Consider the following 12145-nt stretch of genomic DNA (forward strand, 5'->3'; position numbering starts at 1 on the left):
CTCATAGCAAAACTGCAGTCACTGCATATTGGCCTGCAGTTACTGTAATTTCACACCACCCCCCCCACCACCAAAGGAGAACCATGGCAATCGATGACCCCCACCCGAGTGCGCCTCCCCCGGCGCTCGAAGCCGTGGGCCTCTCGAAGCACTACGGCAGCGGCGCGAGTCGCTTCGACGCGCTGAGCGACGTCAGCCTGAGCATCCGCGCCGGCGAATGCGTGGCGATCGTCGGCAAGAGCGGTTCGGGCAAGAGCACGCTTATGCACCTGCTCGCCGTGCTCGACGAGCCCTCGACCGGCGAAGTGCGCATTCATGGCACGGATGCTCGCTCGCTGTCAGCCCGTGCCCTCAACCGCTTGCGCAACCGCGAGTTCGGGTTCGTCTTTCAGCAGTTCTTCTTGAACGCTCAGCAGAGCGTGCTCGAGAACGTGACGCTGCCGCTCACGATCGGCGGCGTGCGCCGCGGAGCCCGTCGGGCCCGCGCGCTCGAGGTGCTCGGCACGCTCGACCTGGCCGAGAAGGCATCGGCGAAAGCCGTGACGCTCTCGGGTGGCCAGAAGCAGCGCACGGTCATCGCCCGCGCACTCGCGGGTAACCCTTCGGTCATCTTTGCCGACGAGCCGACGGGCAACCTCGACTCGGCGACCGGCGCGATCGTTGAAGACCTCTTGTTCACCCTCAACCGCGAGAAAGGCATCACCCTCGTGATCGTGACCCACGACGACGATCTCGCCGCGCGCTGTGACCGACAGGTGGTCTTGCGTGACGGCCGCATTGTGAGCGACAGCGCCGCTGGCGTTCTCGAGGGGGTGGCCCGATGAGAGCGATCGACCTGGCCCGCACCGCCGTCGCCAATACCTTCCGCTCGAAGTTGCGGACGACCCTGACGGTGCTCGCGCTCTTCGTCGGCGCCTTCACACTCACGATCACGACCGCGCTGGGCGCTGGCGTCTCGAACTACATCGAGACACAGGTGAACTCGTTCGCCGCCGACGATGTCTTGCTCGTTCAGGCGGCAACAGACCTCACGGCTGCCGCCGAGAGCGATGGGCCAGCAGAGTGGGACCCTGAGACGTCAACCTCGTCGAGCTCGCAGGCCGGCGGTGCGCCGCTGGCCGGCGCGCATGCCGAACCGTTGACCGATGACGATCTCGACGCAATCGCCGCGATTGACGGAATCAGCGGCATTGATCCGGTGCGGTCGATCTCTACCGACTGGGTGAGCACCGACTCGAGCGCGAAATTCGAGTTCAGCGTCAACCCACAGTCGGCCGTGACCGTTGCCGACCTCGAAGCGGGCACCCAACTCAACCAGACGAGCGACACGTTCGAAGTCGTGCTGCCCAATGACTACCTCGACGCCCTCGATTTTGCGAGCGCCGACGACGCCGTGGGCACCGACATCACGATCGGGATGACCGACATCACGGGCGAAACGCACGAGATCACCGCCGAGGTCGTGGGCGTGAGCCGCTCGAGCTTGTTCGCGAGCGGCGCCGGAGCCAACAACGCTCTCGTGACCGAGCTTGCCAGGCTGCGCACCGCGGGCATCGAGGGTGCCGACGAGAACTCGGTGATCGCGATCGCCTACCTCGAGTCGGGATTAAGCGACGAGCAGATCACCCAGGTGACGAGCGATCTTGACGACGCGGGCTTCAGCGCCCAGACGATAGAAGACCAGCTCGGCATCGTGACGACCGTCATTGCCGGCATCACGGGTGTGCTCAACGCCTTCGCGATCGTCGCACTCATCGCGGCCGCGTTCGGCATCGTCAACACGCTGCTGATGAGCGTGCAAGAACGCACGCGGGAAATAGGCCTCATGAAGGCCATGGGCATGGGCAGTTCGCGCATCTTCGCGCTCTTCAGTCTCGAAGCCGTGACGATTGGGGTGATCGGCAGCCTCATCGGAGTTGGCGCGGCGATGCTCGTTGGCTCGGGCCTGAGCACGGCGCTCGCCGCTGGTCCGCTCGCCGACCTCGAAGGGCTCTCGCTTTTCTTGTTCGAGCCGGCCAGCCTGATCGGTGTCGTGTTGCTGATTAGCGCGATCGCCTTCGTATCGGGTGCCCTGCCGGCCAGTCGGGCGGCACGCCAGCGTCCGATCGAATCACTGCGGTACGAGTAATCACGACGTGCCGCGAGAAGATGGAACCATGAGCACGACCGGCGAGCACCGCGATCGGTCGAGTGCGCCCACTTCTCGCGGCACGGCTACCGCCCGCCGCATCGAGTCAAGCGCCGTGGCGCTCGTTCTTCAGCACGGTTTCGATGCCACAACGGTTGACATGATTTGCGCCGATGCCGGTGTGTCACAGCGCACGTTCTTCAATCACTTCGCCACGAAAGACGCCGCGATCATCGGCACCGACATACCGCGCCTCGACGAATCGCGCGTGCGCGCGTTCATTGCGTCGACGAGCCCCGACCTGCTTTCTGACGCGGTTACGCTCATCACTCTTCCCGGGCTCGACGGAACTCACGACGCCGAGCTCATGCGATTGCGCATGCGCGCCATCACCTCGAGCGCCGACCTCATGAAGCGACAGTTCGAACGGTTCGCCAGCATTGAAGCGGAACTCGCCGAGGTCATCGAGTACCGCTTGCTGCGGGTGTCGGATGCCGCAGAGTCGCGCGACGAGGTGCGCGAGCAGTCACGACTCACGGCGCATATCCTCGCTGGCGTCATGCGCTACACCGCCGACTCACTCATGAGTGGTCGGTCGACCGCGATCCCCGCGATCGTGGATGAGACGCGAGCTCGGGTGAGGGCCGTGCTGCCCAAGCTCGGGGGTCAGTGAGGGTTCGCGCGAGCATCCGTCGCCGCCTGCCGCGAGGGCGCCTCATGTTGTAGCGTCAAGCAACAGACGCCGCCAAACCCCCTGAGCCGCTGGAGCCCCCGTGTCGACACCGCAGCCGCCCGACTCTGACTCGGCCCCCGCATCGTCCGCGGCGCCATCGGGTGAGGTACCACGCCACACCTGGGCTCCGCCGACACCGCTCGAGGTGACACCGGTCTCGCCTCCGCCGGGATTCGCGCAGCCGTCGAGCACCACCGCGCGATATCGCAGTCTCGCGTCGATGCCAGCCTCGATTCCGCACACGGCACCAACCTGGACGCCTGCGCGTCGCTGGGTGGTCGGGCTCAGCATCACCGCCGCTGGCCTTGCGATTCTCGCCGCGATCGCCGGCGCCGGCATTGTGCTCTACAACACGCTGGCGAGCGGGTTCGGCGGGTACGTCGCGCCTGCCCCTCTTCTCGAGGGCGAAGCGGGCAGCCCGATTCCGCTCGAGGCTACCGACTGCGACGATCCCTGCTTTAACGCAGGCCACCAGTGGGAGGCAAAGCTCGAGGCATCGGACTGGGAAGCACTGGGTACCGGAGTCGTGCTCGACCCGGCCGGCACCTACCTCGCCTCGAACCCGATCGAGCAATACGAGCAAACCGTCGATTACTGGACCACCTCTGGGCTCACCCCCGATGCGTGCGCCTTCACGGCAACCGAGGCGCCGGTGACGATTTCGATCGGGTCGCGCCCGACCGCCGATGACCCGATCTATTGGCTCACCAGTTTCGAGAGCGAATCGGGTGCGTCAACCGCGATTCGATCACTGCGCCTCTTTGACACTGCGGCTGATGCCCAAGAACACTTCGTCGAACTGCACGGTTTGATCGATCAGTGCACGAGCTACGGCTATGAGGGTGTTGGCCCTGATTGGGCCACCCAAGTGACGCCGATGCCGGCTCTCGAGGTTCCACCGACCGTCGCCGCGATCGGGTGGACCGAGACAACCGACGGACTAGGCCGCTACTACGTGGTTGAAACCCTGCGGTCGAACGCCGTCGTGCGGCTGCTGGTTTGGACCAACAACGCGATTAGTGAAGAGGCATTTCGCCGCGTCGCCACCACGATGGCGACCGACATGGGGTCGTGGCCGCTCATTGCCGGGGAAGGTTTCGGCGTCTTCGACGGCAATGACACCCCACAAGCAGGCTTTCAGCCCGAGCCGAGCGGAACCCTCTCCGACCGCAAGCCATGCACGGGAGAGTGCTTCACGGCGGAGCAGGCCAGCAGCGTGGCACCCACCGCGGCCGACCTTGCCGCGTTGGGGCTGACTGCGGCCGGTAACGCCGAACCCGTCGCTCTGCTGGCTGGCCCGGCCGTCGACGCTCGCCAGCTCATCAAGACCACCAATGCGCAGTGTCGCTTCGCTCTCGGCGTCGAGCCCGTCGTGCGCGGCAACCCCAGTGTCGACTCCGGCGCTCGGGACGACCAACTCGTCGATCTCGGCCGTTATGAGCGCGGCGACACGAGTATTCGTATCGTCGCTCGCGTCTTTGAAAACCCCGAACGCGCTGAGGCGTATACGGCGGCAATCGACTCGGCAAACAGCCTGTGCTCGTGGGAAACCATCACGACGGCCCAGGGCGACATCGACGTCACCATGTTGCCCGCAAAGATCGTGGGCTACGACTCGATCGATGATCCGATCGTGACTGGCCGGCCGACCTGGCACAGCGGGTGGCAGCACGACGGCGGGCTCACCGACCGCGGTCACGAGCTGCAACACGGCAACGTAGTCGTGCGCGTCGTCATCGAGTCGGGTGGTGGAGCGGGGCTCAGCGAGCCCGAGGTTGCTCGACTGCTGCTGCCCATGATCGATCGACTCGAAGCGCTCGAACCGTAGCGCGAGCATCCGTCGCCGAACCCGTACGCCACAACACGGCCGATAACCACGAAGACCGCCCACCGATTTCTCGGGGGCGGCCTTCGCAGAAGAAGTTCGCGGTGTCGATCGACGACGCGCTAGCGCACAGGAGTGCTAGCGGCGCAGCGTCTTTATCGACGCAGACCCAGGCGCTCGATCAGCGAGCGGTACCGCTCGATGTCGACGTCGGCCAGGTAACCCAGCAGACGACGGCGCTGACCGACGAGCAGAAGCAGGCCACGACGCGAGTGGTGGTCGTGCTTGTGCTCTTTCAGGTGCTCCGTGAGGTCTTTGATGCGACGCGTGAGCATCGCCACCTGAACCTCAGGGGATCCGGTGTCACCGGGGTGGGTTGCGTACTCGTCGATGATCGCCTTCTTGACGTCTGATTCCAGTGCCATAGAGGGACCCCCTTCTCTGCTCGTTGCGCGGCGCTCGCAGCGGGATGCTCGAGCTCTCTTTCTCCGCGGCCGTTAGACGGCAACCTTGAGATACTACCAGGCATGCCCCGCACGCTTCGCATCCGCGTGAAGCCCGGCTCGCGCCGAGGGCCGCTCGTCGAGACGGGAGACGATGGGCTTCTCGTCGTGGTCGTGCGCGAGCGAGCCGTCGACGGTGCGGCGAACTCCGCCGTCGAACGCGTGCTTGCCGAGCACCTGGGGTTGGCACCGAGTCGTGTCACGATCACGCGCGGGCAGGGCTCCCGCATCAAGACCGTCGTCGTCGACGACTAGCCGAGCACCGCGCTGAGTTGTGCGCCGATGGCGTTGACAGCAATCGACCCACCGACAAGCACTGCTGCGACAATCCACAGCCGGTTGCGGAGAATCGCCCACGACACGGATTGATCGATCTGACTAAAGCGCCAAACGACCTCATCATCAGGCGTCCCGTCAGCAAGGAGGCTTCCCCATGTCGACAATCGCGCCGCGGCCGCTGAGAGTTCGCGAATCTGTTCGGCCTTGAGCGTTCGCCGCTTCCGTTGCAGCCAGCTGGTGAGGCGAGACACGGTGAGAGTCGCCACGATGGGTTCCTTCATCCCGTACGTGACTTCTGCTGTGTCCACGAGCGCGATGACCGGAGTCACCTCAACGGAATACCGGACAGCTCCAGAGAGCTTGCTCGCCACGCGGTCGGCCTCATATTGCGAGTTTCGCACGTACTGAGTCGGTTGCCCGTTGATCCGGATCGAACCGCCTCCGGCGAAGACACGGGCATCTGCATGCCTCTTGGTGTTGATCGTGTACACCCCCGACGGACCGATGATCAGGTGGTCGATGTCCGCGCCACGAGATCCGATCGGAACACCGTGAATTGCGACCCATTCGCCCCCCATCGCGTCGAGGCGACGGGCGACCGCGAGCTCACCCAGGGCGCCTCGGTACCACGCCCGCGCGTCGGGTCGAAGAGGATGCATTCCAAACAGCCAGGCCAACCGAGACTGAGGGGGGTCAAGCTCGTGTCGCGCAAGGCACTCGCGCATCACGCCTATCGCGGGTGGGCGAGTGCGCAAGTCAAGCGAATCGTTCACGCCTAAAAGGCTAATCGAGAAGCGCTCACATCAATTCCTGTGGCGATGCGGCCGGCACTAATTGCCCCGCGTTGGCGAAGCCGGCCCGCCGCCGCGCGACCGTCACGACACCCGCGATGATGAGTCCCTGGCCGAGGCAATAGGTGAACATGATCAGGAGGTCGACGGCGCCGAATGAGAAACCCGGAAGAAAGCGGTCGAGGCCCAGCAGGGTGTCACTGACGAGAAAGACGCCCGCACCAGTGGCGATGAGTCTGGACGTGCCGAGAGCGGTTGCCGCAGCCGTCCCGAGCACGAGGCCATAGACCGCAACGGGGACGAGCAACCCGCCGAGGTTCGGTGCCAGAAACGTTACAAGTGCGATCCACCACAGAGCAGCAACGGCAATTCCCCACCACGGCGCGCAACGAGTGCGCAACGGCCCGAGGTAGAGCGCGATGTAGGCGAGGTGCGCGAGGCCGAACGCTCCCATGCCGATGAGAAAACCGATGTCGCCAGGGCTCTGGAGCAACACGTCGCCGAGCCAGGAAAACACAAGGGCGAGGCCACCCCACACCAGGAGAATTGACCGCCGCGCCGGCAGACCCAGGAGGAGCGCGATGAGCAGTGCCGGCATGAGCAGCGGCTTCGTCGCCGCGACAATTTGGTCACCACCCGCCGCAATCGCGATGAGGTGCACGACCGTCACGGCGATGAAGGGAGTGAACGCGGGCAGGGGGCGAAAGGTGGGGCGCACGATGCTCAGGCTACGCCGGGCGCGGGTGGGACGTTCGTCCTGACTTCGCGCGCATCACTCGCGCCACGGGCCCCCGCCCGCAGACTGACAGCATGCTGCTTCCCGCCATCATTCTCATCACGCTCGCGCTCGTCTTCTACACGATCGGCGTGTGGTCAGAGCGCGCCCAGAAGACGCTCAAGCCGTGGCACACCGTGTTCTTCGGGCTGGGGCTCGCGGCCGACGCGAGCGGCACGTCCCTCATGAGTCTCATCGCCGGTGCGAATCGGGCGGCGGGGGTTGAACCGAGCATCCTGAACCAGGTCATGGCCATCAGCGGACTCGTGGCCCTCATTCTCATGGCCGTGCACTTCGCCTGGGCGGTCATCGTGCTCGTGCGTCAACGAGAGAACGAGTTGCACCGCTTTCACTGGTTTTCGGTCGTCGTGTGGGCGATCTGGCTCGTGCCCTACGTCACGGGCGCGCTCGGGTCGAGCCTCGGCTGATGAGCACCCCCGCGGCTCCACTCGGCTTTACCGTGACGGCGCACGCCGACGCGGCGAACTCAACCCTGCACTCGGGTGACGCCATCGCCCTCGACACCCGTTGGCAGCCGGATGCTCCCCCACGCTTCACCGCAATCGAGTAGACCCTGCACCTCGTGACCCCCGAACCCGCGCACCGCGTCGAGTTGCTGCACCGTAACCTGCAAAAGTTTGGAACGGTCTACAACACCCTCGCCGCCGTGTGCGAAGTATCGGGCACGGTGACAACCTCCGGTTAGGGACCTTCGGCCCTATTGCACGCACGGCAGTCGCAGTGAAATGAAAGTGCCGAGAGGAGGCCGCCATGGTGATGGGATTCGGGGGAATCACCGAGCTCACAGCCGACGAATGCTGGCAATTGCTTCGCTCGCACAACCTCGGCCGAATCGCGGCCAGCGCTGCCGGGCTCGTCGACATCTTTCCGATCAACTACGCGGTCCATGACAGTTTGTCGGTGTACTTCCGCACCGCACCCGGCACGAAGTTGCTCGAATTAGCGATCAACGACCGTGTGGCCTTTGAGATCGATGGTTCGGACCATGCCGAAGCCTGGAGCGTCGTCGTGAAGGGCCGCGCAGAGCGCGTCGAACGTCAAAGCGAAATGGATGTCGCCGAACACTTGGGGCTGAGCCCGTGGATTCCCTCGCTCAAATACCGCTGGGTGCGCATCCGCCCGACAGAGATCGCCGGTCGCCGATTCGCTCTCGGCCCGGAGCCTGCGCGCGTCTAGGCTGTGACCGATGCGGGTGCGACCGCCCCGCAACCGTTCACCCTGAAAGCAGGAGCCCCATGGCTGTTACGACTGCCGCACCTTCTCCCGTCGTGCTTGAGCGCGGCTTTGTCATCGCCACGGCGATCTCGGCAATCGCTCTGGGCGTTGCCGCTCTTGTGTGGCCGGGCGCCACGCTCATCACGGTCGCCCTATTGTTCGGTGCCTATCTCGTCGTGAGCGGCATCTTCCGTCTCGTCATTGCCTTCACAAGCGACAACCTCAGCACGGGCATCCGTTGGTTCGTCGGCATCATGGGCGTCTTGATCATCGTCGCGGGCATCATTGCGCTCAACAACCTGGCGCAGTCGCTGCTCGTGCTCGCGTTCGTCATCGGATTCGGCTGGATCTTCGACGGCGTCGCGGCCATCGCTGGTGGCATCACCGGCCGCACGGCGCTGCCGCGCTGGCTGTCGATCGTGTCGGGTGTCATCTCGATCATCGGTGGCATCGTGATCTTCACGCTCCCTGACCTCGCGATCGTGACGTTCGTGATCTTTGGTGGCTGGATTCTGATCGCCATCGGTGTCGCAACGCTGTTCTCGCTGCCGCCGAAGAAGGGTGCCGAGGCGGCCGCCTAGCGACTGTCACCATCCGTCCCTGACGAGGGCCTCGCGCGATCAGCACACGCTGACGGTGCGAGGCTCTCGTTCGTTGCACGAGCTGTGCACCTCGCCGCCGCCCTGGTCTACGAGAGGGCGGCGTCGAGTCCGTTGACACTCACGACGAGGCCCGCAACCCACAAGACGAGGTTGACCGAGCCCACGGCGAGGCCCGCGATCGCCAAGCCACGCCCACGCGTCACGCCATTGCCGGTCTCACGAATGGCGCGAACTCCCGCGATCGCGCACACCGTGAGCAGGCCCGCGTTGAGAACAAAAACGAGTGCGAGCGTCACGAGCACCCCAGCCCACGCGCCCTGGGTCTCTCCGGCGGCAACGCGTTCGAGGGCGGCGACACCCAACTGGCTGGCGATGAGGTTTCCGGCAACAGAGATGACGAGGGGCGCGACGCCTGCCACAAGAGACCAGGTTGCGAGCTCGCTCCGTGCGGGCGGCACCGCAATGCGCCCCGTCGCGGGGATGCGCGACGGAACGTCGTCGAGTGGCTCGGGCGCCGCATCCGACACCACCGTGACATCTTCCACGGCGGCGGAAGAGAGTGCCGGTTGCGGCGCGGGCACGTCAGAAACGAGTGCCGGTTGCGGCGCGGGCACGTCGGCGAAAACGGGTGCCGACTGCGGCGCGGGTTCAACAGTCGACGTCGGGGCGCCACAGCTCGTGCAGAAGCGGGCACCCGGTCGCACCGGCGCTGCACACACCGTGCACTCGCGCATCGCGCCTCACCTCTCCGCCCCCGACGATCGATGAGCGGGGCTCGACAGTCGACAGGCTAGCAAGACACGTGCGGGTGGGCGTCCCCCCATTGACGGGCGACGCCAACGGGCGCACACTGGAAATAGATCAACTCGCCGCCCAGGAGCGCAGGAGGCTTCGCCCCGCCACTGGGCGGCGAGTCTGTTTCTGGCAAAAACGCGGCCAACCGCTACCCCGCAGAGGCAGCGCATGCCACGATGACGCTGTGGACCGCACGATCGACTACATGCCGTTATTCGCCGAACCGAACCCGAACGAGGTCGCCGCCTATCGGCGCGCGACCATCGCCGCTCAGCCCGGTGGCTCGAGCATGCAGGTCATTCAGGTTGTGGGCTGGGTGCTGGGCGGCATCGCGTTTCTCACGTTTGGCCTCACCTTCTTGCTCCCGTCTGCCGGACTCGTCGCCGGCGTGCTGAGCGGTGAGTTCGACGTTGTCGAGCTGCTCGGACTCATTCCCCCGCTGGTCATCATTCCGATCATTGCCGTGCTGATCGGGCGCAGTCTCTTTTCGCGCCGACACGATTGGGCCAAGCGATTGCGCATGGCGCGCTTCGCCGAGGCAAACGGACTGCTCTTTTCGGCGATGAGTCCACCCCCGTCGTACCCCGGTGCCATCTTTTCGCTGGGTTCGTCTCGCAAGGTCACCGATCACTTCCGCACGACCGATAGCCGGTACCTCGACTTCGGCAACTACCAGTACACGACCGGCAGCGGCAAGAATCGCACGACCCACCACTGGGGTTTTCTCGCCCTGCAGCTCGATCGAGCATTGCCCCACATGCTGCTCGACTCGCGCGCGAACAATGGTCTGTTTGGGTCAACAAACCTTCCCGCGGTGTTCGCCCGCGATCAGGTGCTCTCGCTCGAGGGCGACTTCAACGAGCACTTCACGCTCTACTGCCCTCGGGAGTATGAGCGTGACGCGCTCTACGTCTTCACCCCCGACCTCATGGCGCTGTTGATTGATGAAGCTTCACCCTTCGATGTCGAAATCGTCGATCGGTGGATGTTCGTCTACAGCGCCCGTCCGTTTCCGCTCGGCGAGCCGGCGATCTACCAGCGCTTGCTCTCGATCGTCACGACCGTGGGCGCCAAGACTCTTTCGCAGACCGATCGCTACGTCGACGAACGAGTGGGCGAGTTCACGGCAAACGTCGTTGCCCCGCAGGGCCGTCGCTTGCGCCGCGGGGTGTCGTGGGTCGGCATCGCGATCATCGTTGGATTCTTAGCCCTGTGGATGACCGGAGTGTTCAGCTCGTTCCGCTGACCCCGGAGCGTCACGCAGACGCTGTGTTCGCCGGGTCTCCCCCGCGGAGCGCATGGCGCGAGGCGGCAACACGCTGCAACAACTCGGCTTCGTCGCCCTGCGCCCCGATGGCATCGCGATCGGTCACGATGCGGTGACGCGCAAACGCCAAGCTCGTGGCATCGCGAATAAAGGCCTTCATGAGAGGGGCCACGCCGTTCGCTTGAGCCCAGGCCATGGCACTGCGCCGACCACCCGGGCTGGAGAGCATGGCGACTTCGTCGGGGTGAAACCACCCCACTGCGGCATATTCGCCCAAGCGCTCGAACGTAATGCGGCGTTCGTTGCGGCGCAACAACACCACGAGCCACACTCCGACAAGGAACATGGGCACCTGCACGAGAACGTAGTAGCCATAGAAGTCGTCAACGAAGAACAGCGCACCATTCCAGAACGCGTGCAACAGCACGGCCGGTATGAGCCCGACGGCGAAGCCGACGACTCCGCGGAACCAGCCCGCCCGTTGCGCAGCAAAGCCAATGGCCGCGCCGATGAACGCTGTGAACATGACGTGGGCGAACGGCGACATAAGGCCTCGAATAAAGAACACCTCAACCGTGCTCGCTGCTCCCGACGCCACGAGCTCATTGCCGAAGTAGAGAATGTTCTCGGTGAACGCGAAGCCACCCGCCACCCATGCCGCATACACAATGCCGTCGACCGGGCCATCGAAGTGGCGGCGAACAGCGAAAAACAGCACGAGCACGCCGAGGCCTTTGCCCACCTCTTCAACGATCGGGGCCTGCACCGCAGCTCCAAAGAACTCTGCTCCGAACTCGCCGAGCCCCGAGCCGGCAATGACGTTTTGAATCTCGGCGTCAACGATGAGGGCGAGAAGCACGCTGACACCCGCGCCCCACAGAAACGCGAACACCAGGGCACCGCGCGGTTCGGGCTCCCACCGATCGATCCATCGGATGCCCCAAAAAACGATCCCGAGGGGAACAAGCGCCATGATGCCACCGATGATGACCCCGGCTGCTCCGAGGCCCACGAACAGGTAGGCGATAACAAAGAGCAAGACGAGAGCAAGCACCATGAAGCCGATGACCGCGGCCACGATGAGTCCGGCGTTCGACCGACGGGGCGCGATGGGAATGCCCGAACGCACAACCTCCTGCGTCTCGAGTCGAACCTCGGTCGGGGCGCCGGTGGGGGCAGCAAGCTCGGTCATGAGGGCAACTGTAGTGCGC

The 12145-nt window shown here is 64.9% G+C and carries 16 protein-coding genes and 1 pseudogene; 11 read left to right on the forward strand and 6 right to left on the reverse strand.

Annotated elements, in window-relative coordinates:
* The first annotated feature begins 83 nt into the window (after positions 1-83).
* The 4 genes from SFU54_RS02545 (at position 84) to SFU54_RS02560 (ending at position 4689) form a co-directional block, all read left to right on the forward strand.
* Positions 84-824, forward strand: coding sequence for an ABC transporter ATP-binding protein (locus SFU54_RS02545; RefSeq protein WP_319014747.1), 741 nt, complete (start codon positions 84-86; stop codon positions 822-824).
* The gene (locus SFU54_RS02550) at positions 821-2128 is read left to right on the forward strand and encodes an ABC transporter permease (RefSeq protein ID WP_319014748.1); all 1308 of its coding nucleotides are present in this window, start codon (positions 821-823) and stop codon (positions 2126-2128) included. Before SFU54_RS02545 ends, SFU54_RS02550 begins: the two co-directional genes overlap by 4 nt.
* A 28-nt stretch (positions 2129-2156) precedes the next feature.
* The gene (locus SFU54_RS02555; RefSeq protein ID WP_319014749.1) at positions 2157-2801 is read left to right on the forward strand and encodes a TetR family transcriptional regulator; all 645 of its coding nucleotides are present in this window, start codon (positions 2157-2159) and stop codon (positions 2799-2801) included.
* Positions 2802-3081: 280 nt separating this feature from the next.
* Positions 3082-4689: a hypothetical protein gene (locus SFU54_RS02560; RefSeq protein WP_319014750.1), complete on the forward strand. Its 1608-nt coding sequence runs from the start codon at positions 3082-3084 to the stop codon at positions 4687-4689.
* Positions 4690-4841: 152 nt separating this feature from the next.
* Here the strand turns inward: SFU54_RS02560 and rpsO are convergent, their stop codons facing one another.
* Positions 4842-5111 (reverse strand): 30S ribosomal protein S15, encoded by a 270-nt coding sequence (rpsO, locus tag SFU54_RS02565; protein ID WP_255159172.1) that lies wholly within the window; start codon positions 5109-5111, stop codon positions 4842-4844.
* 102 nt (positions 5112-5213) lie between these two features.
* On the opposite strand from rpsO, the gene SFU54_RS02570 reads away from it, so the two are divergent.
* On the forward strand, positions 5214-5444 hold the full coding sequence (locus SFU54_RS02570) for a DUF167 domain-containing protein (protein WP_319014751.1): 231 nt from the start codon (positions 5214-5216) through the stop codon (positions 5442-5444).
* Here SFU54_RS02570 and SFU54_RS02575 read toward each other — a convergent pair.
* The 3 genes and pseudogenes from SFU54_RS02575 to SFU54_RS02580 all read right to left on the reverse strand — a co-directional run bounded on the left by SFU54_RS02575 (position 5441) and on the right by SFU54_RS02580 (position 6977).
* Positions 5441-5734 (reverse strand): hypothetical protein, encoded by a 294-nt coding sequence (locus SFU54_RS02575; protein ID WP_319014752.1) that lies wholly within the window; start codon positions 5732-5734, stop codon positions 5441-5443. The two genes, SFU54_RS02570 and SFU54_RS02575, sit on opposite strands and share 4 nt — an antisense overlap.
* Before the next feature lie 54 nt (positions 5735-5788).
* Positions 5789-6193: pseudogene (locus SFU54_RS11715) on the reverse strand (nuclease-related domain-containing protein); the annotation flags it as partial.
* Between the two features lie 73 nt (positions 6194-6266).
* Complete coding sequence (locus tag SFU54_RS02580; RefSeq protein ID WP_319014753.1) at positions 6267-6977, reverse strand: lysoplasmalogenase; 711 nt, start codon at positions 6975-6977, stop codon at positions 6267-6269.
* Between the two features lie 92 nt (positions 6978-7069).
* Here SFU54_RS02580 and SFU54_RS02585 point away from each other — a divergent pair, with 92 nt between their 5' ends.
* The 5 genes from SFU54_RS02585 (at position 7070) to SFU54_RS02605 (ending at position 8851) form a co-directional block, all read left to right on the forward strand.
* A complete protein-coding gene (locus SFU54_RS02585) occupies positions 7070-7462 on the forward strand; it encodes an HsmA family protein (RefSeq protein ID WP_319014754.1) in 393 nt (130 codons plus the stop codon).
* The gene (locus tag SFU54_RS02590) at positions 7462-7605 is read left to right on the forward strand and encodes a hypothetical protein (RefSeq protein WP_319014755.1); all 144 of its coding nucleotides are present in this window, start codon (positions 7462-7464) and stop codon (positions 7603-7605) included. The genes SFU54_RS02585 and SFU54_RS02590 overlap by 1 nt, the downstream gene beginning before the upstream one ends.
* Positions 7606-7617: 12 nt before the next feature.
* Positions 7618-7740, forward strand: a complete 123-nt coding sequence (locus SFU54_RS02595; protein WP_319014756.1) for a hypothetical protein — start codon at positions 7618-7620, stop codon at positions 7738-7740.
* Positions 7741-7805: 65 nt separating this feature from the next.
* Positions 7806-8231: a pyridoxamine 5'-phosphate oxidase family protein gene (locus SFU54_RS02600; protein WP_319014757.1), complete on the forward strand. Its 426-nt coding sequence runs from the start codon at positions 7806-7808 to the stop codon at positions 8229-8231.
* Positions 8232-8290: 59 nt separating this feature from the next.
* Entirely contained in the window at positions 8291-8851 is a 561-nt protein-coding gene (locus SFU54_RS02605; protein WP_319014758.1) for an HdeD family acid-resistance protein, read from the forward strand.
* A gap of 107 nt (positions 8852-8958) precedes the next feature.
* Here SFU54_RS02605 and SFU54_RS02610 read toward each other — a convergent pair whose 3' ends face one another.
* On the reverse strand, positions 8959-9606 hold the full coding sequence (locus SFU54_RS02610) for a zinc-ribbon domain-containing protein (protein WP_319014759.1): 648 nt from the start codon (positions 9604-9606) through the stop codon (positions 8959-8961).
* 245 nt (positions 9607-9851) lie between these two features.
* On the opposite strand from SFU54_RS02610, the gene SFU54_RS02615 reads away from it, so the two are divergent.
* The gene (locus SFU54_RS02615) at positions 9852-10913 is read left to right on the forward strand and encodes a hypothetical protein (RefSeq protein WP_319014760.1); all 1062 of its coding nucleotides are present in this window, start codon (positions 9852-9854) and stop codon (positions 10911-10913) included.
* A gap of 10 nt (positions 10914-10923) precedes the next feature.
* Here the strand turns inward: SFU54_RS02615 and SFU54_RS02620 are convergent.
* The coding region (locus SFU54_RS02620; RefSeq protein ID WP_319014761.1) for a PrsW family intramembrane metalloprotease at positions 10924-12145 on the reverse strand (1222 nt) is incomplete at its 5' end.

Origin of the sequence: Microcella sp. (assembly GCF_033763155.1) — a bacterium.
Classification (GTDB): Bacteria; Actinomycetota; Actinomycetes; order Actinomycetales; family Microbacteriaceae; genus Microcella.